Source organism: Streptomyces sp. SudanB5_2050 (genome assembly GCF_964272335.1).
Taxonomy (GTDB): Bacteria; Actinomycetota; Actinomycetes; order Streptomycetales; family Streptomycetaceae; genus Streptomyces; species Streptomyces rochei.
In genome coordinates this window covers 6,017,175-6,030,868 of the sequence record NZ_OZ186760.1, presented here as the reverse complement: position 1 = coordinate 6,030,868, position 13,694 = coordinate 6,017,175, and the positions used below count along the sequence as shown (strand labels likewise).

General features: G+C 72.7%; 14 protein-coding genes. 7 read left to right on the top strand and 7 right to left on the bottom strand.

Annotated features, from left to right (window positions below):
* Nucleotides 1-27: 27 nt before the first annotated feature.
* From ACFZP7_RS26855 to ACFZP7_RS26845, 3 genes are all read right to left on the bottom strand, one after another.
* Nucleotides 28-1,239: a damage-control phosphatase ARMT1 family protein gene (locus ACFZP7_RS26855; RefSeq protein WP_385636240.1), complete on the bottom strand. Its 1,212-nt coding sequence runs from the start codon at nucleotides 1,237-1,239 to the stop codon at nucleotides 28-30.
* Nucleotides 1,240-1,306: 67 nt separating this feature from the next.
* Nucleotides 1,307-1,954: a ScbR family autoregulator-binding transcription factor gene (locus ACFZP7_RS26850; protein WP_019326011.1), complete on the bottom strand. Its 648-nt coding sequence runs from the start codon at nucleotides 1,952-1,954 to the stop codon at nucleotides 1,307-1,309.
* Between the two features lie 151 nt (nucleotides 1,955-2,105).
* Nucleotides 2,106-2,780, bottom strand: a complete 675-nt coding sequence (locus ACFZP7_RS26845) for a hypothetical protein (RefSeq protein ID WP_019326010.1) — start codon at nucleotides 2,778-2,780, stop codon at nucleotides 2,106-2,108.
* Between the two features lie 563 nt (nucleotides 2,781-3,343).
* On the opposite strand from ACFZP7_RS26845, the gene ACFZP7_RS26840 reads away from it, so the two are divergent.
* From ACFZP7_RS26840 to ACFZP7_RS26810, 7 genes are all read left to right on the top strand, one after another.
* On the top strand, nucleotides 3,344-4,048 hold the full coding sequence (locus tag ACFZP7_RS26840; protein ID WP_019326009.1) for a DUF6230 family protein: 705 nt from the start codon (nucleotides 3,344-3,346) through the stop codon (nucleotides 4,046-4,048).
* Nucleotides 4,048-4,506, top strand: coding sequence for a DUF6114 domain-containing protein (locus ACFZP7_RS26835; protein WP_385636237.1), 459 nt, complete (start codon nucleotides 4,048-4,050; stop codon nucleotides 4,504-4,506). Before ACFZP7_RS26840 ends, ACFZP7_RS26835 begins: the two co-directional genes overlap by 1 nt.
* Nucleotides 4,507-4,961: 455 nt before the next feature.
* The gene (locus ACFZP7_RS26830) at nucleotides 4,962-5,969 is read left to right on the top strand and encodes a substrate-binding domain-containing protein (RefSeq protein WP_385636235.1); all 1,008 of its coding nucleotides are present in this window, start codon (nucleotides 4,962-4,964) and stop codon (nucleotides 5,967-5,969) included.
* A 65-nt stretch (nucleotides 5,970-6,034) separates the two neighbouring features.
* Nucleotides 6,035-8,533: a nitrate- and nitrite sensing domain-containing protein gene (locus ACFZP7_RS26825; RefSeq protein ID WP_385636232.1), complete on the top strand. Its 2,499-nt coding sequence runs from the start codon at nucleotides 6,035-6,037 to the stop codon at nucleotides 8,531-8,533.
* Nucleotides 8,530-8,949: a roadblock/LC7 domain-containing protein gene (locus ACFZP7_RS26820; protein ID WP_210902586.1), complete on the top strand. Its 420-nt coding sequence runs from the start codon at nucleotides 8,530-8,532 to the stop codon at nucleotides 8,947-8,949. Before ACFZP7_RS26825 ends, ACFZP7_RS26820 begins: the two co-directional genes overlap by 4 nt.
* 1 nt (nucleotide 8,950) lies before the next feature.
* Entirely contained in the window at nucleotides 8,951-9,310 is a 360-nt protein-coding gene (locus tag ACFZP7_RS26815) for a DUF742 domain-containing protein (RefSeq protein ID WP_019326004.1), read from the top strand.
* Entirely contained in the window at nucleotides 9,297-9,911 is a 615-nt protein-coding gene (locus ACFZP7_RS26810; RefSeq protein WP_031022234.1) for an ATP/GTP-binding protein, read from the top strand. The genes ACFZP7_RS26815 and ACFZP7_RS26810 overlap by 14 nt, the downstream gene beginning before the upstream one ends.
* 16 nt (nucleotides 9,912-9,927) lie before the next feature.
* On the opposite strand, the gene ACFZP7_RS26805 is transcribed toward ACFZP7_RS26810, so the two are convergent.
* The 4 genes from ACFZP7_RS26805 to ACFZP7_RS26790 form a co-directional block, all read right to left on the bottom strand.
* The gene (locus tag ACFZP7_RS26805; RefSeq protein WP_385636229.1) at nucleotides 9,928-10,887 is read right to left on the bottom strand and encodes an ABC transporter substrate-binding protein; all 960 of its coding nucleotides are present in this window, start codon (nucleotides 10,885-10,887) and stop codon (nucleotides 9,928-9,930) included.
* Nucleotides 10,888-10,985: 98 nt separating this feature from the next.
* Complete coding sequence (locus tag ACFZP7_RS26800; RefSeq protein ID WP_019326001.1) at nucleotides 10,986-11,651, bottom strand: ABC transporter permease; 666 nt, start codon at nucleotides 11,649-11,651, stop codon at nucleotides 10,986-10,988.
* The gene (locus ACFZP7_RS26795; RefSeq protein WP_385636226.1) at nucleotides 11,648-12,355 is read right to left on the bottom strand and encodes an ABC transporter permease; all 708 of its coding nucleotides are present in this window, start codon (nucleotides 12,353-12,355) and stop codon (nucleotides 11,648-11,650) included. Before ACFZP7_RS26795 ends, ACFZP7_RS26800 begins: the two co-directional genes overlap by 4 nt.
* The gene (locus ACFZP7_RS26790) at nucleotides 12,352-13,524 is read right to left on the bottom strand and encodes an ABC transporter ATP-binding protein (RefSeq protein WP_385636223.1); all 1,173 of its coding nucleotides are present in this window, start codon (nucleotides 13,522-13,524) and stop codon (nucleotides 12,352-12,354) included. The genes ACFZP7_RS26795 and ACFZP7_RS26790 overlap by 4 nt, the downstream gene beginning before the upstream one ends.
* Between the last annotated feature and the right edge of the window lie 170 nt (nucleotides 13,525-13,694).

Genomic DNA, 13,694 nt, shown 5'->3' with positions numbered 1-13,694 from the left:
AAAGGCGGGAACTTCCGCCCGCGACGGTCAGGCCCTCACCTGGATCAAGGCGTGCGTCCCGCTCGTCCTCCACCGCCCCTCCCCGCTCGCCTCCAGCGCCTCCTCGGTCTCCGCTGTCAGACCGGTGATCACGTCGGACTTCAGCGTGCGCAGCGCGGCGACCGGACCCGGGAAGTAGGCGGTGACGTCCGCGAAGGGAGTGGTCGGGGGCCACCGGCGGTCGCCCACCAGGCGCCGGTAGTTCAGGTCGCCCTTGAGGACGGTGACGGTGGCCGCGGCGAACTCCGCGCGCAGGTCGGCGGGCATCTCGGAGTACGGCAGCGGGGCACAGGAGAAGGGGTGGGCGCGGACGGTGACGCGGCCGTCGGTGAGCGCGGCCCACAGCCGGTCGCCGTGCGCCCGGGCCGCGCCGCCGGCCGCGGTGAGCCGCCGCAGCGCGTCGAGCACGTCGGCGGTGGTGGCGTCGGAGACGTAGTACGGGTACGGCTTGACGTGCAGGACGGCTCGGTCGACGCGGCCCTCGGCGAGCAGGTGGGACACGAGGAGCAGGTCGGGGACGAGTTCCCGGCCGGCGTTGTCGGCGACGAGGCAGAGGGTGGCCGGTCCGCGGCCTCCGGTGCGGTCGCGGACCGGCGGGAGCAGGGACAGGAGCGTGTCGCCGTCGTCGGCGACCAGCGCCGCCGCGCCGGCCCGGTCGTCGGCGCCGGCGGCGGAGAGGCGGAAACCGAGGTCCGCGCGGTTGCCCCAGAGCGATCCGTGCAGCAGGGCCCCGGTCCGCTCGCGTTCGGTCAGTGCGTCCAGGCCGTCGAGCGCGGCCAGTTCCTCGTCCGTCTCGGGGGCGTCGAGTTCGGCGAGCTTGGCGGGCCGGAAGGGGTCGACGCCCTGCCAGGGGCCGGGGCCGAAGTAGCCGACGGCGTCGAGGAGCCTGCGGTAGAAGTGGCTCTCGGCCCAGAGCCAGGGCACGTCGTACCAGGAGCGGCCGGCGTACTCGTCGATGCCCCAGGCGGCCCAGCGCTCACGGTCGCGGGGCTCGGCGTCTGTGGGCAGCGGCTCGATCACCCCGTCGGCGCAGCTCGCGAGGAGCGCGTCGAGGGCACGCCGCTGTTCGGGTCCGTAGGGGAACGACTCCCCGACCTGTCGGATGACGGCGGGGTGCCGTTCGGCCAGCACACCGTGCGGGAAGGAGCCGGGCTCGTCACCGCGGATGACGGGGGCGGAGGCGGTCGGGGTGTCGGGCATGCGGCTCACCGTACCGCGCGGTCGCGGCGGAGGCGGGGCGGCCGGTGCCCGTCTCCGGGCGCCGGCGTCAGGCCGCGTAGGTGTCGCGTTCCAGACGGGCCGCCAGGGTGAGGTAACGCGCGCGCCGGGTCACCGGGACCATGCCCCGGATGATGAGGTACCACATGCCGGCCAGGCGGCGCGGCTGGCGCGCGTCCGGTTCGAGCGTGCCGCTCACCAGGCGGGTGCCGACGATGGAGCAGACGAGGGTGTGGGCGACGGAGTCGACGTCGATGTCGGGGTGCACGTCGGACTGCCGGACGGCGTCCAGGAGGCGGGAGGAGGCGATCTCCCGCCACTCGGTGAAGGGGTGGGGCAGCGGTGGCCGTACCGGCACTCCCCCGGTGGCGAGCCGCAGTCCGGCGCGCAGGACCGGGCCCTCCTCGCACAGTCGGGCCATGCCGAAGGTGAGGCGCATCAGCGCCTCCAGGGAGGAGTACCCCCGGCCGTCCAGCTCCGTCGCCAGCCGGCGCGAGGTTCTGGACTGCATTTCCATGATCGCGTGGGCGAGGTCTTCCTTCGCCGCGAAGTGGAAGTACAGGGCGCCCTTGGTGACCCCGGCGTGGGCGACGATCTCGCTCAGACTGGTCGACTCGTAGCCCTGACGGTCGAACAGGTCGGCGGCGGCCCCGAGAATCGTCGCGCGGGTCTGCTCGGCGCGTAGCTGCCTCGCCATCGGCTGAACTCTCCTGGGCTGGAACTCAACAGGCCGTGCTGCCTGTCTTAACCCCCTGTACACGATAACTCACCGTCAGATCGTCCGGCCGGTGACCCCGGATTCTCGTCGCCCGGCCCGCACCTTCGAGGCACGGGCCGGGCGACGGCGGTCAGTTGACGTAGACCGTCTGGGAACCGTCGGTCACCGGGGCGTAGGTGGCCGTGAAGTAGCCGTTGGCGAAGCAGAGGCCCGAGCCGGACACCTTGGTGAAGTGCTGGTCGGCGAAGGCGATGGAGTTGCCGGTGTTGCTCGCGGTGCCGGTGAGGCCGGGAGCCTCGTAGACGCAGTTGATGCTGCCGAGGAGGGTGCGCAGGGCGACCGTGGTCCGGACCGTGGTGCCGCTCGGCGGGGTGACGGCGACGGTGCCGTCGGAGGACACGGTGGTGGTGTAGGGCAGGTTCTGCACCGTGATGCCGTTGACGCCGAGGACGCCGGTGACGTTGCTGGTGCAGCTGCCGCTGTCGAAGGTGTGGGCGGTGAGCGTCTCGGTGGCGGTGCCGGGCGCGGTCGGGTTGTCGGTGACCTTGACCGTGAACTGCGAGGAGGTGCACGAGACCCCGCTGGTGCCGGTGGCACTGGAGTGGAAGGTGGCACTGGTGCCGCTCGCCAGGGACGCGGTGAGGGTGTCTCCGACGGCGACGGGCGTGCCGCCGGCCGCGCCGGTGGTGAGGACGGGGGTGTCGGCTGCGGTGCCCGCGACGGCGGGGACCGCCGCGGGGAGGGTGAGCGCGGCCACGGCCGCGGTGAGGGTGAGCAGGTGACGAGTACGTGTACCGGTACGCATGCGGCTGCCTCTTCTCTGAAGTGGGGTTCGTGAAGCAGGGGTGGCCGGCCGCGGGGACGCGGCCGGGCCGATGCGACGAGATTCCGGGCCGTGCCGGACGAGCGCGTGCGTGACCCGTGGGGTACGGGTCGTGCCCGGGATGTGAGGTGCCCCGACGGGGGCGCGGCCCGGTGCTGTCCGGGGACAGTCCCGGGGCCGGGAACGCGGACGGTGCCGCGGAGACGGATCCGGCGCCACGGATCCGGGGAAACAGGGTCCGTTGTAGACCTGACGGTCAGTCAACGTCAATACGACGCGCACGAGTTGGCGCGGATCATGGCGTGTCGCCGGGGCGCCCGCGAGCGAGAAGCGGCAGGTGGCACACAATCCCCACTCTTTACTCACAACTTGCTTGACCGTGCCGTGTAACCACCGGTAACTTCCCGATTGGCTACTGGTGCGTAACGTGTAAGCCCTTGCAGCCGCCGGGAGTTGCCGGGAGGCGTGCGCGCCAGCCGCTGTCCGCGCCAGGACAACGTGCCGCTGAAGCCCGTTCCGCATTCACTGTGCCTCTGGGAGCAGACATGGCCTCGTCCTCGGACGCCACCCCGTCCGCCGGCAACACCCCCGAGCCCGAGAGCGGCCCGGAAAGCGTTTCCCGACCCGAAGCCGCCGACACCGGCACGCCGGCCGGACGCGGCCGGGTCAGGCTGCGCCGGGCCGCGGTGCTGGCGGTGCCCGCCGCCGCGGTCACCGCGGGGCTGGCGATCCTCACCGCCCAGGGCGCCCTGGGCGTGCAGTTCGCCATCTCCGGCATGCCCTTCACCGTCACCGCCACCGAGCTGGACGGCAACGGCTTCGCCCAGTTCGGCGGCCTCGACAACATGGCCGAGGGCAGCCCGAACGCCGGTGACACCGGCGGGCAGGTGCTGGTCGTCACCTCGGTGATCAAGGAGGCGAAGCTCACCAAGCTGTGCCAGAGCGTCGACCTGGGCGGCACCAACCTGCTCATCACCGCCGGCGGCGGCGACACCCGGGTCTCGGCGAAGGACCTCACCACCGACTCCACGGAGCTGTCGGGCGACGCCGCCTTCGACAACATCGAGATCGGCAACGACGCCAGCACCCTGGACAAGGCCGGCCCGAAGGGCCGCGGTCCGATCGGCGTCTTCAGCCAGCAGGCCGACACCGTGCACATCAAGAACCTGCGGCAGACCAACTACGCGACCACGGCCGGGGTCTTCAAGCTGCCCGGCCTGAAGATGCGCTTCAGCGGATCGGGCTGCTGATGCCGGGCGACCGGCGCGGGGGCTTTCGCGCCGCCTTCCGCGACTGGCGCTCGGGCCGGCCGTTCTGGGGCGGGCTGCTGCTCGCCCTGGCCGGAGCGGAGGTGCTGCTCACCATGAAGGCGTCGCTGAAGGTCGTCCTGCACGTCGGCATGCAGGGCGTGGCCGGCTACCTGCTGCCGGTCGTCATGCTGCTGTGCGGACTGCTGGCCCTGGTCAACCCCTCCCAGCGGCTCTTCTACTCGCTGATCGGGGTCCTGGCCTCGCTGGGCACCTGGGTCACGTCCAACCTGGGCGGGTTCATCGTCGGGCTGCTCCTGGGCTGCGTGGGCAGCTGCCTCGTCTTCGGCTGGCTGCCCGACCAGGAGTCCCGCCGCGACCGCCGGCGCCGCAGGAAGGCGGCCCGGACCGCGCGAGCGGCTCCGCCACCGCTGGAACCGCGGGCCGGCGAACCCGCCTGACACCGCGGGCGGCCGGCAGCGGCCGCCCCGCCCCGCCCTTCCGGCAGTCCGGCACCGGCGGGGCCGCGTCTTCCTGGCGGGCGACGCCGCCCACATACCGGGACCACTCGCCGCACGCTCCCGACCCACCCGGTACGCCCGCACCCGCGCCCCCGGCCCCACCCGCCGGACCCGACCGAACCACCCGGCGCCCGCGCCCCGGCACGCACCCGGAGCCGGGCGCCGGGCCGCGTGCGCCACCGGGCCGCGACGTACGCACGAGCCCCACCGGCCCCGTTCATCACGATGCGGCACCGACAACTCACACCTGGTCGCTGGTCACTTGACTACCGGCGCTCACTCACGGTTTGCTCCGGCCAGGCGAGATTCACCCGGTCGGCGCACTGACCCCGCGACTCCGGTCCACCTCGCTCCGTTCCTCCTGCTCGGCCGTACAGCGAGGTGCCGCACCCCCCATGAGTAGAACTCCCCAGCACGCCCGCTCCCCTCGGCGTGTCCGCACCGCGGCCGTCGTCGCGGCCGTCTGCCTGCTGGCGGCCGCCTGCTCGCCCCTCGGCGGGGACGAGGAGGACTCGGACGCGGCGGGCGGGCCGGGCGACGACCGGATGCGGATCGTCATGGTGACCCACGGCGGGGAGGGCGACGCCTTCTGGGACCGGGTGCGCAAGGGCGCCGAGGCCGCCGCCGCCAAGGACGGCGTCGACCTGACGTACGCCGGTGACGCCGACGCCGCGGACCAGGCCGAACTGGTGCGGGACGCGGTCCGCGACAAGGTGGACGGCATCGCCGTCACGCTCGCCAAGCCGCAGGCGATGAAGGGCCCGGTCGCCGAGGCCCGGAAGGCCGGCATCCCCGTCGTCGGCCTCAACTCCGGCATGGATGCCTGGCGTTCCGCGGGTCTCCTCGGGTACTTCGGCCAGGACGAGAGCGTCGCCGGCCGGGCCGTCGGCGACAGACTGAACGGCGTGAAGGCCGAGAAGGCCCTGTGCGTCATCCACGAGCGGGGCAACGTCGCCCTGGAGGCCCGCTGCGCCGGCGTGAAGAAGACCTTCCGGGGCGAGACCGAGATGCTGTACGTCGAGGGCACCGACATGAAGGCGGTGGGCGCCGCCGTCACCGCGCGGCTGCGGCAGGACTCGAGCATCGACGAGGTCGTCATGAACGGCGCGGCGTTCGCCCTGACGGCCGTCGAGTCGGTCGAGGAGGCGGGCAGCAAGGCGCAGGTCGTCACCTTCGACCTCGACGAGGAACTGATCGCCGCCGTCGAGCGCGGGGGCGTGCGGTTCGCGGTGGACCAGCAGCCGTACCTCCAGGGCTATCTCGCGGTGGACGCGCTCTGGCTGTACCGCACCAACGGCAACGTCAGCGGCGGTGGCGTGGCCCCCGTGCTGACCGGCCCGGCGTTCGTGACCCGGTCCGACGCCGACGCGGTGGCCGGGTTCGCCGCGGACGGCACCCGGTGACCGGCCCCCGCGGGCGCGCTGCCCGCCCCCTGCCCTCGCTCGCCCACTGACCGCCTAGGACGACGATGTCTGCACGGAAGGGTGCCCGGCGCCGCCTCGGCTCCATACGTCTCTCCCTGATCCTGCTGGCCCTGGTCCCCGGCGTCAGTCTCGCCGCGGTGTGGGGGGTGACGACGATCCAGATGTTCTCGGAGGGGCTGCGGCTGCGCGCCCAGACGGAGCTGAGCCGCTCCACCGGAGCCATGGGCACCGAGGCGACCCTCGCCCTGCAGAAGGAACGCAGTCTGTCCGCCGCCTGGCTGGCCGGACCGGACGGCTCCCGGGCCGCCCTGGACGCCCAGCGCAGGACGACGGACGCGGCGGTCGCCCAGCTGGTCGGCGAGTCCGAGGCGATCGAGCGCGCCCCCGACCGCGTCTCGGACCGGCTGTACTCGGTGCTCGGCTCGGTGGGCAGCCTCGAGTACTACCGCGATCAGGTGGACGAGCCCAGCGACATCACCGCCGAGCAGGCGCTCGGCCAGTACACCTCGATCATCGACGAGCAGATCCACGCCTTCCAGGAGCTGTCGCAGGTCGACGACGGCGACCTCACCTCGCAGGCCGGTCCGCTGGTCGCCCTGGAGCACGCGGCCGAACTCATGTCCCAGGAGGACGCCCGGCTCACCCTGTCCTGGCCGTCCGGCCGGATGGACGAGGCGGAGTGGGCGCAGTTCGCCCAGCTCGTCCACACCCGGCGCTGGCTCGTGAGGGACCAGATCGTCCCCTCTCTGAGCGGCGACGCCAAGACGCAGACCGAGCGCATCCTCACGAGCCCCGAGTGGCAGACCCTGGAGTCCGTCGAGGACGAGGTGCTGGCGGCCCGCGCCGCCGGCGGGAGCGACCGCATCGACCTGCCGGCCGCGCGGCAGCGGTGGACCGGGGCGCTGGCGAAGGTCTCCGACCAGTACGCGGAGCTGATCCGGCAGCAGACCGACGGGCTGCTCGACCGCAGCGCCGAGAACGCGCGCGGGCTGCTGATCAAGGCCGCGTCCCTCAGCGCGGGCGGCCTGGTCGCGCTGCTGCTCTGCGTCGGCATGTCCTGGCGCATCACGCGTTCGCTGTCCCGGCGGCTGCGCGGGCTGCGGCTGGCGACCCTGAGCCTGGCCGAGGAACGGCTGCCGGACGTGGTGGCCCGGCTGGAGCGGGGCGAGAAGGTCGACGTGGAGTCGGCGACCCCGCCGCTGGACTACGGCGGCGACGAACTCGGGCAGGTGGCGCAGGCGTTCAACACCGCGCAGCGCACCGCCGTGCACACCGCCGTCGAACTCGCCGACACCAGGCGCGGCTTCCAGAAGGTGATCCTCGGCATCGCCCGGCAGAGCCAGAACCTCGTCAACATGCAGCTCGGCAAGCTGGACGCGCTGGAGCGCGAACACACCGACCCGGAGATCCTCAAGGGCCTGTACGAACTGGACTCCACGGCCAGCCAGTTGCGCCGCTACGAGGAGAACCTGGTGATCATCGCCGGGGAGCAGCCCCGGCGCACCTGGCGCGAGCCCGTCTCGCTGGTGGACATCCTGCGCGGCGCCGTCGGCGAGGTCGCCCAGTACCAGCGGGTGGAGCTGCACACCGAGGAGGAGGTGGCGCTCGCGCCGCCCGCGGTGGCCGACGTGATCCATCTGCTGGCGGAGCTGATCGACAACGCGACCGCGTACTCCCCCGCTCCCCACCCCGTCGGGGTGCGGGCCGCGCTGGTCGCCAAGGGCCTGGCCGTCGAGATCGAGGACCGCGGGCTGGGGCTGTCGGAGGAGGACTACGCCTCGTTCAACGCCCAGTTGGCGGTACCGCCGCAGTTCGACGTGGTGGCGCTCGCGGACGACCTGCGGCTCGGCATGTTCGTGGTGGCCCGGCTCGCGCACCGGCACGGGATCACCGTCACGCTGCGTCCCTCGCCCTACGGCGGGACGACGGCGATCGTGCTGATCCCGCACGACATCGTGGTGCGGGAGCCGGCCGAGGACGGGGACGGCGGGGCGGACGGCGGGGTGCCGGCCTCCCGGGGTGCGGCCTCCGCGTCGTCCGCGCCGGCGCCCGCCCGGCATGCGTCGGCCCCCGAGGAGCGGCCCTCCCGGCCCGCGCGGCCGGTGCGCCCCGCGGGCCGCACGAGCCCGACCGCTCCGGCCGCTCCCGCCGCTCCGGTCGCCTCGCCCGCCGGGCGGGGCGGACTGGCGCCGCTGCCGCGCCGGGTGCCGCAGACCAGCCTGGCCGCCGAGCTGCGCGACGAGGCCCCCGCCACCGGCCGGGACGCCCCGGAGGCCGCCGCTGACGAGTACGCCGACTTCACCGCCGAACGCGCCGCCTCGTCCCTGGCCGGCTTCCAGCGCGGCACCCTGCGGGCCCAGGCCGAGGACCGGGACCCCGCGGAGAGGGACGCCGAGGACCGGGACCCGGAGACCGACGCCGACGCCGACGCGCAGGTCAGCGCCTCCCCCGCCCACTCCGCCCACACCCCCGCCGCCTCCGTCCCCGCCGCCCCTTCCACCCCGAACGCCGAACCCCGAACGCCGACGAAGGACACGCCATGACCCGACCCTCCCCCGCCACGCACACCGAGCTGGACCAGCTGCTCACCGGACTCGTGGAGCGGGTCGCCGACGTGAACCAGGCGGTGGTGCTCTCCGAGGACGGGCTGGTCGTCAGCAAGTCCACCGGCTTTCTGCGCGACGACGCCGAGCGGCTGGCGGCGACCGCGTCGGGTCTGATGAGCCTCAGCAAGGGCGTCAGCATGGACTTCCGCGGCGGCCCGGTGCGGCAGGCGCTGATCGAGATGGCCAACGGCTACCTGATACTCACCTCGGCCGGGCCCGGCGCCCATCTGGTCGTGCTGACCGGCTCGAACGCCGACGTGGGCGTGGTGGCGTACCAGATGAACATGCTGGTGAAGAAGATCGGCGAGCACCTGAGCGCGGCACCGCGGGCCACCGCCGGCCCCGGCGAGTGACGTGACGGGAGGCGACGCGGGAGGCCGGCTCGTGCGGCCGTTCGCCCTGACCGGCGGCCGGACCCGGCCCAGCCGCGCCGACTTCACCCTCATCACGACGGTGACCGCGCTCGACCCGCAGCCCGCCCGTGCCGCCCGGCCGCAACCCGAGCACCTGCGGATTCTGCGGCTGTGCGCCGAGCCGATGGCCGTGGCGGAGATCGCGGCCCGCCTCGACCTGCCGGTGAGCGTGATCGTCATCCTGCTCTCGGACCTCCTGGAGGCCGGCCGGATCACCGCCCGGCCGCCGCACCCGGTCGACCGCGTCACCCCGGACCTGGACCTGCTGCAGAAAGTGAGGGACGGCCTTGGCCGGCTCTGACCGCGCCGCTGAGGCGCCCACGGCTCACGCCTCCGCCCCGGCCGCGCCCGAGGCGGTGAAGATCCTGATCGCCGGCGGCTTCGGGGTCGGGAAGACGACGATGGTCGGCTCGGTCAGCGAGATCGCCCCGCTGCGCACCGAGGAGCCGCTGACCGCGGCGGGGCTGGACGTCGACGACCTCGCCGGGATCGAGGAGAAGCGGGCGACGACGGTCGCCCTGGACTTCGGGCGGATCACGATCGGCCGGGAGCTGGTGCTGTACCTGTTCGGCACGCCCGGTCAGCAGCGGTTCTGGTTCATGTGGAACGACCTGGCGATCGGGGCGCTGGGCGCCGTGGTGCTGGTGGACGTCCGCAGGCCCGAGTCGAGCTTCGCCGCCATCGACTTCTTCGAGCGGCGCGGCATCCCGTTCGTCGTCGGCGTCAACGGCTTCCACGGGCGGCACCCGTATCCGGCCGAGGAGATCCGGGAGGCGCTGGCGCTGCCGGAGCACGTGAAGGTGCTGCTGTGCGACGCGCGGGAGCGGACCTCCAGCCGGGACGTCCTCGTCGCCCTGATCGACCAGTTGATCGACGCCGCGGCCGGGGCCGCGGCGTCGTGAGGGGGCGTGGGGCGGGTCAGCTCAGACCGGCCGACTCCAGCCACTGCTTGGCCACGTCCAGCGGGTCCTTCTTGTCCAGCTGGACCTGGGCGTCCAGGTCGAGGAGGGTCTCGGTGTCCAGCTTCGCGGAGACCGCGTTCAGCGCGTCGACGCCTTCCTGGGGCAGGCCCTCCTTGTGGACGAGCGGGGTGACGTTCGCGTAGCCGAAGAGGTTCTCCGGGTCCTTCAGGACGACGAACTTCTCCTTGATGATGGTCGGGTCGGTGGTGAAGACGTCCGCCGCCTGCACGGTGTTCTTGGTCAGCGCCGACTGGGTCAGCGGGCCGCCCGCGTCCAGTGCCTTGAAGGACTTGAACTTCAGGCCGTACACGGACTCCAGGCCCTTGAGCCCCTGCTGCCTGGTCTGGAACTCGGGCGAGCCGCCGATGACCAGCTCGGGGGCTATGTCCTTGAGGTCGGCGAGGGTCGACTCGGCGGTGAGTCCGTGCTTCTTCGCGGTCTCGGCGTTGACGCTGACCGAGTCCTTGTTCTCGGCCGGTGAGGACTCCAGCAGCGTCAGCTTCTTGTCGAGCTTCGCCTTGACCGCCTCGTTCACGGCCTCGGCGGACTTCTGCCCGGCCTCGGGGTCGAGGTAGGCGAGCAGCGAGCCGTTGTACTCGGGCAGCACGGTGACCGAGCCGTTCTTCATCAGGCCGTACGTCGTCTCCCGGCTGCCGATGTTGTGCTTGTAGGTGACCTTGAGGCCCTTGGCCTTGAGCGCCTCTCCGTAGATGTCGGCGAGCAGGGTGCTCTCGGCGAAGTTGTTCGAGCCGACGACGACGGTGCCGGCCTCCGCCTTCTCCCCTGCCAGGGGGTTGTCGGAGGTGTCGTCGGAGGAGGAACAGCCCGCGAGCAGCGCCGCCGCGGCGGTGAGCGCGACGGCCGCCGCGCCGGTGTGCCTCGTCCTGGACCTGCTGCTCTTCGCGGTAGAAGTCATCCGTCGATCCAAACGAGCCATTCACAGGTCAGTCAAGAACGGCCTGGTTACGGTTTGTTCCCCATGGGGGGAACAAACTGCATGGGTCTGCGAAGGCGTCAGCGCCTGCGCACCCCCGGCGAGACCGCCAGCCGCCCCACCGCCCAGAACGCCGCGAGGGTGACCAGCGCCAGCAGGGCCACCAGGGTCGCGCCGCCGACCACCTTCTCGTAGTTCCGTTGGTAGAGGCCGTCGATGATGTACCGGCCGATCCCGCCGAGGCTGACGTACGCGGCGATGGTGGCCGTCGACACGACCTGGACGGCCGCCGAGCGCAGTCCGCTGAGCACCAGCGGCAGGGCGACGGGCAGTTCGACCCGGAAGAGGATGCTCGACTCGTGCATGCCCATGCCCCGCGCGGCGTCCACCGGGGCGGGGTCGACGGAGCGGACCGCCTCGTAGGTGGTCACCAGGATCGGCGGGATCGCGAGCACGACCAGCGGGATCATGACCGGCAGCAGGCCGATGCCGACGACGACGGCGATCAGCACCAGCAGGCCGAAGCTGGGCAGCGCGCGGGCGGCGGTGGCGACGAAGGCGACCGCGTTGCCGCCGCGCCCGGTGTGCCCGGTCAGCAGCCCGACGGGCAGCCCGATCGCGGCGGCGATGCCGAGCGCCAGCAGCGTGTACTGGACGTGCTCCAGCAGGCGTTGCGGTATCCCGTCGTAGCCGTGCCAGTGGGCGCTGTCGCTGAAGAAGGCGTTGACGAAGTTGAGGACGTTCACCGGGCGCCCGCCTCCTGGGACTCGGGGAGCGCAGCGGCCTTCTTCGGGCGGCGCCCGCCGTTCCTGCCGCGCGGCATCCACGGCGTCAGCAGATTGCGGAGCAGGACGAGGACCGCGTCGCACAGGATCGCCAGTACGGCGGTGGTGAGGACGGAGTTGACCGCCAGTTCGGGCCGGCCGTACTTCTGGGCGTCCGCGAGCAGGTTGCCGAGGGCGCCCTGGTTGCCGATGAGGGCGCCGACGCTGACCAGGGAGATGCTGGCGGACACGGCCACCCGCAGCCCGGCGAGGATCGCGGGCACGGCGATCGGCAACTGCACCTGGAGGTAGCGCCGTACCGGCCCGAAGCCCATGGCGGTGGACGCGGCCAGGGTCTCCTCGGGCACCGACCGCACGCCGTCGACGATGGCCGGGACGAGCACCACCAGGCTGTAGACGGCCAGCGGGATCATCACCGTGAGTTCGGTCTGGCCGGTGTAGTCGATGAGGACGACGAAGACCGCCAGCGACGGGATGGCGTAGAACACCGTGGTCACGCCGAGCACGGGCGGGTACAGCCAGCGGAACCGCACGCAGAGCTGGGCGACGGGCAGCGCGGCGAGCAGCCCGGCGAGGACCGGCAGCAGCGCCTCGCGCAGGTGCAGGCCGATCAGGCCGAAGTAGGTGTTGTCGAGGTCGCTCGGGATGTCGAAGAAGCCGTTCACGGGGCGGCCTTCGCGATGCCGGCGGCCCCCGCGGGCCGGTCGCCGTCGGTCCCCGTGCCCGCCGTCCGGCCGTCCGCCGCGCCGTGGGCGGTGCGGATCGCCTCGCCGATGGTCTGCTGGGAGGCGACACCGGTGACCCGCCCGTCGCCGTCCACGGCGACCGCCCAGCCGGTGGGCGAGAGCACGGCGCAGTCCAGGGCGGCCCGCAGCGAGTCGGTGCCGGGCACGAAGGGCCGCCCGTACGGCAGCAGCCGCTCGGCCGCGATGTCACCGGCGGTCAGGTCCCGCGGCTCGGACCAGCCCAGCGGGCGGCCCTCCACGTCGGTCACCAGCAGGTAGGGGGCGTCGGGCGCGGCGAGTTGTTCGGCCGTGGCGTCCACGCGCACGACCGGGGCCGTCGTCAGTTGCAGGCCCTCGGAGGCGAAGAAGGACAGCCGCCGGATGCCCCGGTCGGCGCCGAGGAAGTCCTCGACGAAGTCGTCCGCGGGGTCCGACAGGAGTTCGGCGGGCGGCGCGTACTGGGCGAGACGGCCACCGGTGCGCATCACCGCGACCATGGTGCCGAGCTTGATGGCCTCGTCGATGTCGTGGGTGACGAAGACGATGGTCTTGCCCAGCTCGTCCTGGATGCGCAGCAGTTCGTCCTGGAGGCCCTTGCGGACCACGGGGTCGACGGCGGAGAACGGCTCGTCCATGAGGAGCACGGGCGGGTCGGCGGCGAGCGCCCGCGCCACGCCCACGCGCTGCTGCTGGCCGCCGGAGAGCTGGTACGGGTACCGCTTGGCGAGGGAGGCGTCGAGCCCCACCCGCTCCATCAGCTCCCTGGCGCGCTCCCGGGACTTCTGCTTGCCCCAGCCGATCATGCGGGGGACGGTGGCGATGTTGTCGAGGATCGTCCGGTGCTGGAAGAGACCGGCGTTCTGGATGACGTATCCCATCGACCGGCGCAGTGCGGTGACCGGCTGCCGCTGGAGGTCGGCGCCGTCGAGGGTGATGGTGCCCTCGGTGGGCTCGACCATCCTGTTGATCATCCGCAGGGTCGTCGTCTTGCCGCAGCCCGAGGGCCCGACGAGGACCGTGATCGAGCGGTCGGGTATCTCCAGCGTCAGCCGGTCGACCGCCACGGTGCCGTCCGGATACCGCTTGGTGACTGAATCCATCCGTATCAAAACGCCGAAAACCCTTCGGGTGGGCGGAAAGTTCTGGCCAGGTCGCTACGGTTCGCTGCCGGGAGAGTCTAGACGTCCGGTGTCACGGAACCGTGGTGACCGTGTGGGGCCCTCCCCCGCCCCGCGAGATGCGGGGGAAGCCTCACCCGGCGGTCCTGTCGTCTTCCTGT